Below are 12203 nucleotides of genomic sequence, written 5' to 3' on the forward strand. Positions count from 1 at the left end.
AATCGAAGCATGACCGTCTGCACTCGCGTCATCCCTTGTCTGGACGTCGCCAATGGCCGCGTGGTCAAGGGCGTGAACTTTGTCGACCTGCGCGACGCTGGCGATCCAGTCGAGCAGGCGCGGGTCTATGACGCGGCTGGCGCGGACGAGCTGTGCTTCCTCGACATCACCGCCACCCATGAGGCGCGCGGCACCATATTGGACGTGGTGCGCCGCACCGCTGAAGTCTGCTTCATGCCCGTCACCGTCGGCGGCGGCGTGCGCAGCCCGGAAGATGCGCGAGCCCTGCTGCTCGCGGGCGCCGACAAGGTGGCCGTCAACAGCGCCGCAGTGGCGCGCCCCGAAGTCGTGGCCGACATCGCCGACCGCTTCGGCAGCCAGTGCATCGTCGGATCGGTCGACGCCCGGCGCGTCGGCAACAACCGCTGGGAAATCTTCACCCATGGCGGTCGCAAGCCGACCGGCATCGACGCGGTCGAACATGCGGTAAGGCTGGCGCAACTCGGTGCGGGCGAACTGCTCGTCACTTCCATGGACGGGGACGGCACGAAACAAGGCTATGACCTCGCCCTCACCCGCACCATCGCCGACGCGGTTTCCGTTCCCGTTATCGCCAGCGGCGGTGTCGGCACGCTCCAGCATCTGGTCGAAGGCGTGATCGAAGGTCATGCCAGCGCAGTGCTCGCCGCCTCCATCTTCCACTTTGGCCAGCACACGGTAGCCGAAGCGCACCAGGCGCTTGCCGCTGCGGGCGTGCCCGTCCGTTCGCGATGAACAACTTTTCATTGACGCATTTGGCGGTGAAGGCTTGATGGACAGCATGCGCTCGACACTCTTCGATCTTGAAAAGACCATCCGGCGACGGCGTGCCGCTGACCCGTCCCAATCCTATGTGGCCAAGCTGACCGCACGAGGCCGGGGCAAGATCGCGCAGAAGGTCGGCGAAGAAGCCGTGGAGACGGTGATCGCCGCCATGGCATCCGATCGCGAAGGCGTGATCGGCGAAAGCGCGGATTTGCTGTTCCACCTGATGGTTCTCCTGGCAGACCTCGACATTCCGCTGGACGCTGTACTCGATGAACTGGACCGCCGGGAAGGCGTATCCGGGATCGCGGAGAAGGCTGCGCGCCCGCGAGATTGATACACAGCCGGAAAGAAATCCGCCCATCGGCGTTTCCTGATCTGCCTCAAGGCAAACAGGGAGAACGACGGCATGGTAAGAACGATCGCGGGCGGCATATTGGGCGGCTTCGCTCTTTTCGTGATCCGCTTCCTCTTCTGGCAGACGCCGCTCAGCGCTCTTGCCTTTCACCGCACGGGTGAAGCGCCCGGCGCGAACCTTCAGGCGGCACTGGCGCAGTCTCTGACGCAGACCGGAACCGGCGTCTATATCGTCCCCGATCCGGCGACCGCGCAGGGCACCGTCCTATATGGCAAGGGACCAATCGCGACGATCTTCTACAACAATAGCGGCTTTCCGGTGACGGATAGTGCCGCGCTGATCGGCGGGCTCATCCTGGCCCTGATCACCGGGGTACTCATCGCCCTGGCGCTGAGATTCGCGGCGGCGGACTTCGGCAACCGGGCGCGTATCGCCCTGCTTTCCGCGCTCGCGGCCGTGCTGTGGCTGGACATAGGCCAAGCCGTCTTCAACCACGCGCATTGGGGATATAGTCTCTACCTCGCATTCAGCGACTTCATCGCGCTGGCTGCCGCAGGACTTATCGCGGCTCGACTGATCGTGACGGCTCCTGCCGCATCGGTTAACGCTACGACGATGCACTAAGCCTCGTACCCGCCTCCTCCGCCAGCCGGATCATGCAGGCGGCGTGACGCTCTGCCACCACCATCCTGTCCTCGCCATAACCCCCACCCATGGTACTGGCGAGCGGGACGCCCCGGCGACGCGCTTCCCGCATGACGGTGCGGTCCCGCTCTTCCAACCCCGCATCGCTCAGCGCCAATCGCCCCAGCCTGTCGTCAGCATGCGGATCGACACCGGCCTGGTACAGGATCAGGTCAGGGCCAAAACTATCCAGCGTCTGGGGCAGCACTTCCATCAACGCCGCGAGATAATCCGCGTCGCCCACGCCATCGGGAAGCGCCACGTCCAGCGACGACCGCATCTTGCGCACGGGGAAATTCTTCTCCGCATGGACGGACAGCGTGAAAACATCGTCCCGCCCCTCCATCAGCTGTGCGGTGCCATCACCCTGATGCACGTCGAGATCGACAATCAACACCCGCCGCACATCCCCTTCCCCGATCAGGCGATTCGCCGCGATGGCCAGGTCATTGAACACGCAATAGCCCGCGCCGCTCTCGTAAAGCGCATGATGGCTGCCCCCGGCCGCGTTGGCGGCATAGCCATGAACGATCGCCAGCTTTGCCGCCGCCCAGGTTCCGCCGGGAGACAGCATCGACCGCAGCATCACCCGATCATTCACCGCAAAACCGATCCGCCGTTCCTTTTCGGGCGGCACATTCAGACTGGCAACCTCCTCCACATAGGCCTCGTCATGGACGGCTTCTATCCAGTGGCGGGGCATGATCGCGGGTTCATGGACGGTAAAGGCGGCGCCACTTACCCTAAGTGCTTCCATAACCAGCCCATATTTATCAAAACGAAAGCGGCTGCCGCCTGTGGCAGGGGAAACATAGGCAGGATGGTGAACGACATGGAGCATCATCTTTTTTCCGCGATCATAAGTTTGAACGATGAGGGCTTTGCGCTATCTGGTCCAGCATGAACCGTCCCAATTTGATCCGTCTCAGCCTCAGCTCCCTCATGGGCCTTGCCGCGACACCTGTGCTCGCGCAGCCGCCTGCAGTTGTGCCGACGCTGCCCGCGCCCGCTCCGCCGGTCATCGCGCCGCCCGCCGTGGTGACGCCGCCGCCGGTGCCGATTCCGGCTCCATCGGCCGCGCAGCAGGCTTGGCTCAACTATTGGCTGAAGGGCGGCGCTGAACAGGGCCTGATGGCGCGCAACAAGGCGACCAGCGTCCTGAGTGGGGACGGGTTGGTCACCGCCGTTCTCGACAGGGCCAAGGCGCTCAGCACCGGCAGGGTCGATACCGCCGACTTCCTGGACATCTGGGCCTTGCGCCCTGCGGCCGTCGATCCGCGCCCCGGCCTTGCCCGCGCCATTGCCGAAGACCGCCTGCCGCAATGGGCGGCCAGCCTGACGCCGCCCTATTCGGGCTATGAGGGGCTGCGCCGGGGCCTTGCCAATTATGAGCAAATCCGAGGCGCCGGGGGCTGGCCAGTCCTCGGCGCGAAATCCGCGCCCGATGCGGTGCGCAAACGCCTCGCCATCGAGGACAAGAGCGTTCAGCCCGACGAAAAGCTGTCCGACGCGCTTCAGCGGGCGCAGCGCCGCTATGGGTTGAATCCCACCGGCCTGCTGGACGCCCGCACGCTCAAGGAACTCAATGTTCCGGTGGAGGAGCGCATCGCCGCCATCATGGCGAATATGGAACGCTGGCGCTGGATGCCGCGCCAGCTGCCGGTCAACCGCGTGCAGGTGAACATCGCCGCCGCCGTTCTCACCCTGTTCGAAGGCGATCAGCCCGTCACCTCTATGCGAGCGGTCACCGGATCGCCCGACAATGCGACGCCGATGCTGACATCCAGCATCCATTCGATCGTCGTCAATCCGCCATGGAACGTGCCTTCCTCCATCGCGAAGAAGGAATTGTGGCCCAAGGGCCGCGCCGCCCTGCTGCGCCAGGGCTACAAGATCGTCGGCACGCCTGAGACCGGGGAGCGGATCGTTCAGCCAGCGGGTCCCGGCAGCGCGCTCGGGCGGTTGAAGTTCGACTTCAACAATCCCTTCGCCGTCTATCTGCACGACACGCCTGCCCGCGCGAAATTCTCAAGCTATGACCGGCTCGCGAGCCATGGCTGCATCCGGCTTGAAAAGCCCGTTCCGCTCGCGGAATTGATGCTGCAAAGCGACCCCAACCTCGCTGGCAAGGTGCAATCGCTGATCGACACCGGCAAGACGCAGCGCGTGCAATTGCCCAAGGAAGTGGCGGTGTATCTGCTCTACTGGACCGCCTTCGCCAGCAGCAACGGCACCATGAACTTCCGGTCTGACCCCTATGGCTGGGACAAGCTGCTCGCCCAGAAGATCGAGGCATCCAGCCGCCGGCTAGATCCCACCGCCGCCCCGGCGCCCACCATCGCATCGAAGGACTAAGACCCCATGCGCAAGATTGCCCTCGCCGTCCTCGCTGGCGCCCTCGCCCTCTCCGCCTGCGGGAAAAAGGAAGAGCAAACGCCCGCGACTAACAATATGGTCGAACCTCCGGTTGAAAATGTAATCATCGAGGAACCGGAAGCTCCGCTGCCGCCAGCCAACAACGCTGTGCAAGCCCCGGAACCCGCGCCGCCGCCAAGCATTACCGAGAAACAGCAGATCCAGGACGATGCGGAAGCCACCGGCATGACCGCACGGCTGGACCAGTCGGCCGAGGGAAGCAACTCGTCCAATTGAGCCGAAGGCTGGCCGCCTTCGGACGAACGGCGGCCGCCCATTTGCACCCTGCCCTTTAAGCGGGCGCAGAGCTTTGCTATATTGCGATTCATGGATCGTCGCAGTTTTACGAAGGCCGCTTTAAGCGGACTCGCCTTTTCATTCCTAGCAGACAGCGCCGGACGCGCGGCCGTGACGGCCATGCCACAGCCTGCCGCACCAGTGCCGCCGCCTGTTACCCCGCATCCGGTTACGCCCTTGGCGCAGCAACCCTATGCTCGGCTGCTGGACCGGGCAAAGGCGGCGCTGGACGAACATGCCCATATGTTCGAGCTGCGCGACCGGATCGCGCTGGCCGATTTCAACGCCCCTTCGCGTGAGTTGCGCTTCCACATCGTCGATCTCGTCGGCGGTCATTCCAGCTCCTATCTGGTGGCTCATGGCCGGGGGTCCGATCCGGGACATTCCGGTTGGCTGCAAACATTCTCCAACGAACCCAATTCGCTGGCGAGTTCGGCGGGCGCGTACAAGACCGGACAAATTTACGAAGGACAGCACGGCCGCGCCATGCGGCTGGCAGGGCTCGATTCGCAGAACAACAATGCCGAGATGCGCGCCATCGTGATCCACGGCGCCGACTATGTGAGCGAAGATCATATCGCGTCATGGGGCAAAATCGGCCGCAGCGAAGGCTGCTTCGCCGTCGCCCAGCACATGTTGCCGCAACTGCTCGGGCTGCTTGGCCCGGGCCGCATGGTTTATGCGAACAAGCTCACGGCAATGGGCGCTTGAAGAGGGGCGCACGCACCGCTGGCAAGAATCTTAGACCCCCGCTCTAGTTAATCAGCTTTTCCTCACCCCGTTCGCCCTGAGCCTGTCGAAGGGCTCTATTTCTTTTAAGAAAGTGGAGGGCTTCGACAAGCTCAGCCCGAACGGGATTAAAAGGTGGTGCCGGTTAAATCCAACTCTGATCTATCGCGCAACCAACTCGCAAAAGCGTCGGGCCACGGCGAACTCATCCCGCCGTCTGGCTGATCGGGCCGCGGCTTCTGCGTCCTCGCCCCACTGTTCGACTTCCCAAGCCTCATCTATTTCTGACGCGGTCCAGATCGCATCGGCATCATGTCCGCCCTCGACGATCGCCAGGCCGCAGACCAGCGAACCCGACAGGGTCACGAGCGTGGACAATCCCGCTAGCGTGAAAGGATCATAGACTTTCACCGCCGCATCCAGCCGCTCCAAAGTCTCTGGCGGCTGATCGACCGGAATGATGCCTTGGGTCACGCGAAACGTGACGTCATAACGCCGCCGCGCCCAGTCCAGCAGCGGGTCCCACGCCGCCGCCTCCCGCGACACCAGTTCCGCAGGCCCTTCGGCGCGATAGCAGAGCAGGTCGCTGGTTCCATAATTGGCGATGCCCGAAGCGAAGCTCTCGCGATTGGGCGCAATCTGGTCGATGGCCCCGTTGGCAAGGCCCGTGAAGGGCATAGAGCGCGGATCGACCATATCACCCTGGCCGCGCCATTCCTCGGCCACAGCCTCCGCCAATCCCGTGGTCGGCAACGCCAGCGCCGCGCGCGCGGGCGTTCGCACCGGACGCCCGTCCAGCTGGATCTCATGCCCAGCCTCGCCGGAAATCACCGCGACATCCTTGTAGAAGCGCCTCATTGCGGCGGCTTCCGGAACAGGGCCAGCAGCAGACGCGGCACGATGATGAACTGAAACAGGCCGACCAGCACGAAGATCATGCCCATCGCCTTGGCCTTGCTGCCCTGCACCCAGCTAAAACGCTCCATCAGGATGAGGAAGCCGAACATCACGAGCAGGGCACCCGAAAGGCGGAACATGCCAAGCGCGAAGTGACGCTGGCGCGCGACCTTTTCAGGATCGACGGGCGGGAGAGGAGGAAAGTCGGTCATGCTGCGCGGATATGGTTCCTGAGTTCATCGCTGTCCATCGCCACGGCGTGCGCGCCAGCCGCAATGAGATCGGCGGGCAGATGATAGCCCCAGCCGACCCCCAAAGCCCTCGTCCCCGCGCTCAGCGCCATGTCGATGTCATAGCTGGTGTCGCCGATCATCACCGTCGTCTCCGGACTCGCGCCCGCTTCTGCCATGGCGGTCAGCAGCATCGACGGATGCGGCTTGGACGGATGCCGGTCGGCGGTCTGAAGCGTCACGAAATGCGCATCAATGCCATGATGTGCCAAGCAGAGAGTCAGCCCACGATCCGACTTGCCCGTCGCCACGCCCAGCAGCCATCCGTCGGCATCCAGTTCCCGGATCAACTCGGCTATCCCCGGATAGAGCGGCTCCGACACCGCATTATCGCGGCGCATCTGCTGAAAAGCGCGCTTATAGCTTTCCGACAGATGGTCATGGAAATCCGCCTCCGCTTCCGGCAGCAGTCGCGCGATCGCCAACGGCAGCGACAGGCCGACCACGGACAGGATCGTATTCCGGTCAGGCGCAGCCAGCTTCTCGCCCTCAAACGCCAGCGTCATGGCGGCGCAGATGCTATGCTGACTATCGACCAGAGTGCCGTCGCAATCGAAAACGACAAGGCGGTTGCTCATTTCTTGCGGGGGCTCCCGCTACCACCCGATCCGCGCGACCGCCGTTCGCCACGACGCTCCTTGCGCACTTGCTTGGCATGGGCACGCGCCGCCTTCTTCTCATCCTCGCGGGTCGGCGCGCGGGCGATTTCCTCGTCCAGCGGCAGGTCGCCCGCGTTGATGTCGAAGCCCAGCGAAATCAGACTCGCCGCGAAATGCTCGGGCAGGTCGGCGCGCACATCGACCCGGCCACCATCGGGATGATCGACACGGATGCGGCGGGCATGCAAGTGCATCTTCCGGCTGATCGAGCCCGACAGGAACGCTTCCTTGCCGCCATATTTGCCGTCGCCGACAATCGGATGCCCGATAGCCGCCATATGCACGCGCAACTGGTGCGTGCGGCCCGTATGCGGTTGCAGTTCGACCCAGGCGGCCCGGTTCCCCGCGCGTTCGATCACGCGGTAGCGCGAGCGGGCGGGCAAGCCCTCTTCCTCATCGACATGCATTTTCTCGCCGCCCGTACCGGGCTGCTTGGCGATGGGCAGTTCGATCATGCCGTCATTGATCGAGGGCACGCCCATGACGATCGCCCAATAAACCTTGCGCGCGGTGCGGCTGGAAAAGGCCTTGGCGAAATAGGCTGCCGACCGCGCCGTGCGGGCGACCAGCAACGCGCCGGACGTATCCTTGTCCAGCCGGTGGACCAGCTTGGGCCGCTGATCCAGCTCATATTCCAAAGCGTCGAGCAGGCCATCGACATGCTCGTCAGTCTTGGTGCCGCCCTGCGTCGCCAGGCCCGGCGGCTTGTTGATGACGATCGCCTGCGCGTCACGATGGATCACCATATTCTGTGCGAAACTGATCTGATCTTCGCTCAATTCCGGCCGAACGCGGCGCGGCTTGGCGGTCTGGGCGGCTTTGGGCTCGGCGGGAGGAACGCGGATCAGCTGGCCCTCGGCCACCCGATCGCTCGGCGCGGCGCGCGCGCCATCAACCCGCAATTGACCCGTGCGAGACCAGCGCGATACGCTGTTGAAGCCGATGTCGGGCAAATGCCGCTGGAACCAGCGATCCAGCCGGATGCCATCATCGTCCGCGCCCACGCGGAACTGACGCACATCCAGCGAAACGCCTTTACCCGTAGCAGCAGCCTTGGGCGCAGCAACCTTGGGCGTTGCGGCCTTGGCCGGAGCAGGCTTAGCGGCAGTTTTCGCCGGTGACCTCGGCGCATCAGGCTTGCGCGCCCGCGCCGCCTTTGCGCCACCACGGGCGCGGCCGGGCGCGCCACCGCCGGGCTTGCCCCCGCGCGAGGGACCGGAAGGCTTGCCGGGAGGACGCCCCTTCATGCGACGCTCCGCATCATGCCAAGGCCAAGGACCAGCGCGCCGACCGCCGCGATGACTGACAGGGCGGCATAGCTCATCGCCATGCCCAGCTGCCCGCGCTCGATCATCAGCACGGTCTCCAGACTGAATGAGGAAAAGGTTGTGAAGCCACCAAGAAGCCCGACCGCCAGCAACAGGCGTAGGGCTTCACCCGATGCGCTGCCGAACCGTGCCAGCCAGCCCGCAAGCAGACCCATGGCAAAACCGCCCAGCACATTGGCGGCAAAGGTGCCCCAGGGCCATTGCACACCCGGCAGCATGTGACCGGCAAAGCGGCCCAGCTGGTAGCGCGCCAGCGCGCCAACCGCGCCGCCGCCCATGACAAGGAGGATATTGTTCATCCCGCCCGCCCTAGAGGCAAATCGCAGTAAAGAAAATGGCGGCGCGCGCCTTTCTGCGCGCTTACCGTCCCTTGTCGGCGATTATATCGACATTCGTCCGCCCGCCCGACGCATCGGTGAAGACCAGCAGGAAGGCGGCGCCATCGTCCTTGCGCGTGCCGCCAAGCACATGATCGCCGCCCATAACCGTGTGTTCGGCGTCAAATCCGGAACGCCGCGCCTGCGTATAATAATAATCCATGACGTTCTGGCGGGGCACTGGCGTCACAAAAGTGGCCGCGCGCAGCGTACAACCATTTTTGTCCGCGCCCGCCGCCTCCGTCAGTTTAGCGCCCGGATACACGCCGAAGGGATCGGGCAGTCGGCTGGCCCACTGCATGCCATAGGCCAGCTGCTTTCGGCAGAAGACATTGCCGCCGGGCTTGTCCTGACCTTGAGCGGCGGAGGCCAGCGCAGCCGCCGGTTCCTTCCCCTCACCTGCCGTTGGAGCAGGGGTCGCGAGCAGTTTGCCACCCGCTAGCTTCACCGATTCGGCCAGTGCCTGGGCCGCGTCGCCACTAAGCTTCGGTAAACCCGCAATGGCAGAGCGTCCGGATTGACCCGTCAATTTGGGATCGACCGTGATCTTCCCCCCCAATGCTTCCTGCAAAGCCGGGTCCACTGCATTGTTGGTCAGCTGGGCGTCGAGGGCGTTAAGATCAGCCTCCTTGTCCCCCTTCCCGCAACTCGCCAATGGCAGCGCGAGCAGCACGGCAAGGGCATAGACAGAACGGAAAGGCGGCATGGCTTAACTCCTTTGTAAACAAGAGGTGAATGTCAGGAGTTAATTTTTCGTTAGTGATTTTGGTAAATCGCTAAATTTTCCCATGCCATTAAGATGCGAATGGCATCCGCGCCCATCTTGTCTCCGGGCGGCACAAGGCCCATTTCATCGCGATGCTAAACGTCCTCTCGGTCCTGATCGGCCTTTTCGCCCTCCTGCTGATGATCCCGGCATTCCTGCCGCTTCTGGGGATCGCCAACTGGCTGCTGGTGCCGATCGCGCTGTTTGGCGCCGTGATCGGGATATTATCGACCCGTAACAGCGGCCGCAACCTGTGCCTCATCGTCGCGGCGATCGGTGCGTTCCGCCTGTTCCTGGGCGGAGGCATTTTCTGAACCCGCATGATCAGCAGCTAAGGACCGGCCTGATCGCTGCGGTGGCGGCCTATGGGCTCTGGGGCCTGCTGCCCATCTTTTTCAAGCTGCTCCACGCCGTGACCCCGGTAGAGGTGGTGGCGCAGCGGGTCATATGGTCGCTCGTCCTGATCGTCGGCGTCCTGGCGGCACGGCGGAACTTGGGCGCGCTTGGCGCAGCATTGCGCGAGAGGCGGATCGTCCTGCCCCTCACCGCATCCGCGCTGTTCATCGGGTTCAACTGGCTGGTCTATGTTTGGTCGGTCAATAACGGCCACGTCATCGCTGCCAGCCTTGGCTATTTCCTCAATCCACTGGTCAACGTCGCGCTCGGCGTCCTCGTGCTGAAGGAAAGACTGCGGCGTGGGCAAACCATAGCCATCACGATTGCTGCCGTGGGCGTGGCCATCATGGCGGCGGCGGCCTTCACCACCCTGTGGATCAGCGTCGGTCTGGCGGTCAGCTTTGCCTTGTACGGCCTTGTCCGCAAATTGACCCCGGTTGCGCCGATGGTTGGCTTGGGGGCGGAAACGCTGCTGCTGGCGCCGCTCGCTTTTGCATATTTGCTATGGCTGTGGGGCCATGGTGGCATCAGCCTCGGGCAGGATAGCTATACCAGCAGCCTTCTGATCTTCTCGGGCGCCTTGACGACGGTGCCGCTAATCCTGTTCGCCATGGCTACGCAGCGCCTGCCGCTTACGACGCTCGGCCTCATCCAATATCTCGCGCCCACGCTGCAATTCCTGTGCGGCGTGCTGCTCTATGGCGAGAAACTGACGCAGGGCCAGTTGATCAGCTTCGCGCTGATCTGGCTGGGCCTCATCCTGTTCGCGACAGACAGCCTCGCTGCCGCCCGCAAGAACAGGCTGGCGGCGGCGTAGGCCGGGGCGTTCAGGCGAACTCGGTCGCCTCAAAGCGCACGGCTTCGCCCACCGCTTCATTGGCCAGCGTATCTTCCCACATGACCCGGTTTCCGCGCACGATGGTTCCCACGGCCTTGCCGGTCAGGTCCATGCCTTCAAAGGGCGACCAGTTGCAGCGCGAGGAAAGCCAATCACTGCCCACCGTCCACCGCTTCTTGAGGTCCACCACCGTGAAGTCGGCATCATAGCCAAGCGCGATCCGCCCCTTGCCGACAAGCCCGAACACGCGCTGCGGCCCAGAAGAGGTCAGTTCGATAAACCGCCGCAGCGACAAACGCCCCTCCGCCACATGGTTGAGCAGCAACGGCACCAGCGTCTGGACGCCCGGCATGCCGCTCGGCGATCCAGGATAGGTTTTCGCCTTCTCCTCGATCGTATGCGGCGCATGGTCGCTGCCCAGTACATCGGGCACGCCCTGGTTGAGCCAATGCCACAGGCCATCGCGATGCGCCGCCGAGCGGATCGGCGGGTTCATCTGCGCATAGGTGCCGAGACGCGGATAGGCATCCTCCGCCGCCAGCGTCAGATGCTGCGGCGTCACCTCGCAGGTGGCGATATCCTTATGCCCGGCGATATATTCCAGCTCCGCAGGCGTCGTCACATGCAGAATATGGATGCGCCGCCGCGCCTTGCGAGCAAGGCCGATGATGCGCTTCGTCGCGATCATCGCGCTTTCATCATCGCGCCAGACGGGATGAGAGGAAGGATCGCCCTCCACCCGCAAATCCTTGCGCGCATTCATCCGCGCCTCATCCTCGGCATGGATGGCGACGCGCCGTGTGCCGCTCGCCAACACACGCGACAGAGCCGCGTCGTCGTCCACCAACAGGCTGCCGGTCGAAGCCCCCATGAAGATCTTCACGCCAGCCGTGCCCGGAATACGCTCCAACTCCTTCAGCGCTTCGGCATTGTCCGCCGTCGCCCCGACATAAAAAGCATGGTCGCACCACATGCGATGGTGAGCGCGGGCCAGCTTGTCATGCACACGCTCGGCGCTGTCCGTATTCGGGTTGGTGTTCGGCATCTCGAACACAGAAGTGATCCCGCCCAGCACGGCGGAGCGGCTGCCTGATTCGAGGTCTTCCTTATGCTCAAGGCCCGGCTCGCGGAAATGGACCTGGCTGTCGATGCAGCCGGGCAGCACGTCCAGCCCCGTGCAGTCGATCACCTCGCCCGCGTCGCCAAGGGACGATCCGATCGCCACGATCTTGCCGCCGCGCACGCCGACATCGGTCTGCTCGGACCCGCCGGGCGTGTGGACGGTGCCGTTCTTCAGGATCAGGTCGAAATTCTGGGACATGATTGCTCGCCGCTTGGATATGGTCGGCGTCTGTCCTACCTAAA

16 protein-coding genes are annotated in these 12203 nt (G+C 63.8%); 8 read left to right on the forward strand and 8 right to left on the reverse strand.

The genetic code is table 11. The features are described from left to right. Window positions 1-9 precede the first annotated feature (9 nt). The 3 genes from hisF (at window position 10) to ACZ5ZH_RS05950 (ending at window position 1786) form a co-directional block, all read left to right on the forward strand. Entirely contained in the window at window positions 10-774 is a 765-nt protein-coding gene (gene hisF, locus ACZ5ZH_RS05940; protein WP_196225870.1) for an imidazole glycerol phosphate synthase subunit HisF, read from the forward strand. A gap of 46 nt (window positions 775-820) precedes the next feature. Next, a complete protein-coding gene (locus ACZ5ZH_RS05945) occupies window positions 821-1141 on the forward strand; it encodes a phosphoribosyl-ATP diphosphatase (protein ID WP_464772478.1) in 321 nt (106 codons plus the stop codon). A gap of 72 nt (window positions 1142-1213) precedes the next feature. Further along, window positions 1214-1786 (forward strand): hypothetical protein, encoded by a 573-nt coding sequence (locus ACZ5ZH_RS05950; protein WP_464772479.1) that lies wholly within the window; start codon window positions 1214-1216, stop codon window positions 1784-1786. Here ACZ5ZH_RS05950 and ACZ5ZH_RS05955 read toward each other — a convergent pair. Next, window positions 1770-2687 (reverse strand): histone deacetylase family protein, encoded by a 918-nt coding sequence (locus tag ACZ5ZH_RS05955; RefSeq protein WP_460988088.1) that lies wholly within the window; start codon window positions 2685-2687, stop codon window positions 1770-1772. The two genes, ACZ5ZH_RS05950 and ACZ5ZH_RS05955, sit on opposite strands and share 17 nt — an antisense overlap. Window positions 2688-2746: 59 nt before the next feature. Here ACZ5ZH_RS05955 and ACZ5ZH_RS05960 point away from each other — a divergent pair, with 59 nt between their 5' ends. From ACZ5ZH_RS05960 to ACZ5ZH_RS05970, 3 genes are all read left to right on the forward strand, one after another. Continuing rightward, a complete protein-coding gene (locus tag ACZ5ZH_RS05960) occupies window positions 2747-4201 on the forward strand; it encodes a L,D-transpeptidase family protein (RefSeq protein WP_464772480.1) in 1455 nt (484 codons plus the stop codon). 6 nt (window positions 4202-4207) lie between these two features. Beyond that, window positions 4208-4498 (forward strand): hypothetical protein, encoded by a 291-nt coding sequence (locus ACZ5ZH_RS05965; RefSeq protein WP_464772481.1) that lies wholly within the window; start codon window positions 4208-4210, stop codon window positions 4496-4498. A 90-nt stretch (window positions 4499-4588) separates the two neighbouring features. Then, on the forward strand, window positions 4589-5269 hold the full coding sequence (locus tag ACZ5ZH_RS05970; RefSeq protein WP_449473190.1) for a murein L,D-transpeptidase catalytic domain-containing protein: 681 nt from the start codon (window positions 4589-4591) through the stop codon (window positions 5267-5269). Between the two features lie 180 nt (window positions 5270-5449). On the opposite strand, the gene ACZ5ZH_RS05975 is transcribed toward ACZ5ZH_RS05970, so the two are convergent. The 6 genes from ACZ5ZH_RS05975 to ACZ5ZH_RS06000 form a co-directional block, all read right to left on the reverse strand. After that, window positions 5450-6145: an ATP12 family chaperone protein gene (locus ACZ5ZH_RS05975; RefSeq protein ID WP_464772482.1), complete on the reverse strand. Its 696-nt coding sequence runs from the start codon at window positions 6143-6145 to the stop codon at window positions 5450-5452. Next, a complete protein-coding gene (locus ACZ5ZH_RS05980; RefSeq protein WP_464772483.1) occupies window positions 6142-6396 on the reverse strand; it encodes a hypothetical protein in 255 nt (84 codons plus the stop codon). The genes ACZ5ZH_RS05975 and ACZ5ZH_RS05980 overlap by 4 nt, the downstream gene beginning before the upstream one ends. Further along, window positions 6393-7052, reverse strand: coding sequence for an HAD-IA family hydrolase (locus tag ACZ5ZH_RS05985; RefSeq protein ID WP_464772484.1), 660 nt, complete (start codon window positions 7050-7052; stop codon window positions 6393-6395). The genes ACZ5ZH_RS05980 and ACZ5ZH_RS05985 overlap by 4 nt, the downstream gene beginning before the upstream one ends. Beyond that, window positions 7049-8380, reverse strand: a complete 1332-nt coding sequence (locus tag ACZ5ZH_RS05990) for an RluA family pseudouridine synthase (protein WP_464772485.1) — start codon at window positions 8378-8380, stop codon at window positions 7049-7051. Before ACZ5ZH_RS05990 ends, ACZ5ZH_RS05985 begins: the two co-directional genes overlap by 4 nt. Further along, on the reverse strand, window positions 8377-8760 hold the full coding sequence (gene crcB / locus ACZ5ZH_RS05995; RefSeq protein WP_196225860.1) for a fluoride efflux transporter CrcB: 384 nt from the start codon (window positions 8758-8760) through the stop codon (window positions 8377-8379). The genes ACZ5ZH_RS05990 and crcB overlap by 4 nt, the downstream gene beginning before the upstream one ends. A gap of 61 nt (window positions 8761-8821) precedes the next feature. Then, window positions 8822-9544 (reverse strand): hypothetical protein, encoded by a 723-nt coding sequence (locus tag ACZ5ZH_RS06000; RefSeq protein ID WP_464772486.1) that lies wholly within the window; start codon window positions 9542-9544, stop codon window positions 8822-8824. A 152-nt stretch (window positions 9545-9696) separates the two neighbouring features. Between ACZ5ZH_RS06000 and ACZ5ZH_RS06005 the strand changes: the two genes are divergently transcribed. Both ACZ5ZH_RS06005 and rarD read left to right on the forward strand, forming a co-directional pair. Next, a complete protein-coding gene (locus ACZ5ZH_RS06005) occupies window positions 9697-9918 on the forward strand; it encodes a hypothetical protein (RefSeq protein WP_196225858.1) in 222 nt (73 codons plus the stop codon). Between the two features lie 41 nt (window positions 9919-9959). Next, window positions 9960-10817 (forward strand): EamA family transporter RarD, encoded by an 858-nt coding sequence (rarD, locus tag ACZ5ZH_RS06010; protein ID WP_464772487.1) that lies wholly within the window; start codon window positions 9960-9962, stop codon window positions 10815-10817. Window positions 10818-10827: 10 nt separating this feature from the next. Here the strand turns inward: rarD and ACZ5ZH_RS06015 are convergent, their stop codons facing one another. After that, the gene (locus ACZ5ZH_RS06015; protein ID WP_464772488.1) at window positions 10828-12159 is read right to left on the reverse strand and encodes a dihydroorotase; all 1332 of its coding nucleotides are present in this window, start codon (window positions 12157-12159) and stop codon (window positions 10828-10830) included. Window positions 12160-12203 lie beyond the last annotated feature (44 nt).

This window comes from Sphingobium sp. TomMM7A (assembly GCF_055397305.1).

What these genes read in the sequence shown, in the direction of transcription:
- hisF (WP_196225870.1), top strand. Translation starts at nt 10, where the DNA reads ATGACCGTCTGCACTCGCGTCATCCCTTGTCTGGACGTCGCCAATGGC.
- ACZ5ZH_RS05945 (WP_464772478.1), top strand. Translation starts at nt 821, where the DNA reads ATGCGCTCGACACTCTTCGATCTTGAAAAGACCATCCGGCGACGGCGT.
- ACZ5ZH_RS05950 (WP_464772479.1), top strand. Translation starts at nt 1,214, where the DNA reads ATGGTAAGAACGATCGCGGGCGGCATATTGGGCGGCTTCGCTCTTTTC.
- ACZ5ZH_RS05955 (WP_460988088.1), bottom strand. Translation starts at nt 2,687, where the DNA reads ATGCTCCATGTCGTTCACCATCCTGCCTATGTTTCCCCTGCCACAGGC.
- ACZ5ZH_RS05960 (WP_464772480.1), top strand. Translation starts at nt 2,747, where the DNA reads ATGAACCGTCCCAATTTGATCCGTCTCAGCCTCAGCTCCCTCATGGGC.
- ACZ5ZH_RS05965 (WP_464772481.1), top strand. Translation starts at nt 4,208, where the DNA reads ATGCGCAAGATTGCCCTCGCCGTCCTCGCTGGCGCCCTCGCCCTCTCC.
- ACZ5ZH_RS05970 (WP_449473190.1), top strand. Translation starts at nt 4,589, where the DNA reads ATGGATCGTCGCAGTTTTACGAAGGCCGCTTTAAGCGGACTCGCCTTT.
- ACZ5ZH_RS05975 (WP_464772482.1), bottom strand. Translation starts at nt 6,145, where the DNA reads ATGAGGCGCTTCTACAAGGATGTCGCGGTGATTTCCGGCGAGGCTGGG.
- ACZ5ZH_RS05980 (WP_464772483.1), bottom strand. Translation starts at nt 6,396, where the DNA reads ATGACCGACTTTCCTCCTCTCCCGCCCGTCGATCCTGAAAAGGTCGCG.
- ACZ5ZH_RS05985 (WP_464772484.1), bottom strand. Translation starts at nt 7,052, where the DNA reads ATGAGCAACCGCCTTGTCGTTTTCGATTGCGACGGCACTCTGGTCGAT.
- ACZ5ZH_RS05990 (WP_464772485.1), bottom strand. Translation starts at nt 8,380, where the DNA reads ATGAAGGGGCGTCCTCCCGGCAAGCCTTCCGGTCCCTCGCGCGGGGGC.
- crcB (WP_196225860.1), bottom strand. Translation starts at nt 8,760, where the DNA reads ATGAACAATATCCTCCTTGTCATGGGCGGCGGCGCGGTTGGCGCGCTG.
- ACZ5ZH_RS06000 (WP_464772486.1), bottom strand. Translation starts at nt 9,544, where the DNA reads ATGCCGCCTTTCCGTTCTGTCTATGCCCTTGCCGTGCTGCTCGCGCTG.
- ACZ5ZH_RS06005 (WP_196225858.1), top strand. Translation starts at nt 9,697, where the DNA reads ATGCTAAACGTCCTCTCGGTCCTGATCGGCCTTTTCGCCCTCCTGCTG.
- ACZ5ZH_RS06015 (WP_464772488.1), bottom strand. Translation starts at nt 12,159, where the DNA reads ATGTCCCAGAATTTCGACCTGATCCTGAAGAACGGCACCGTCCACACG.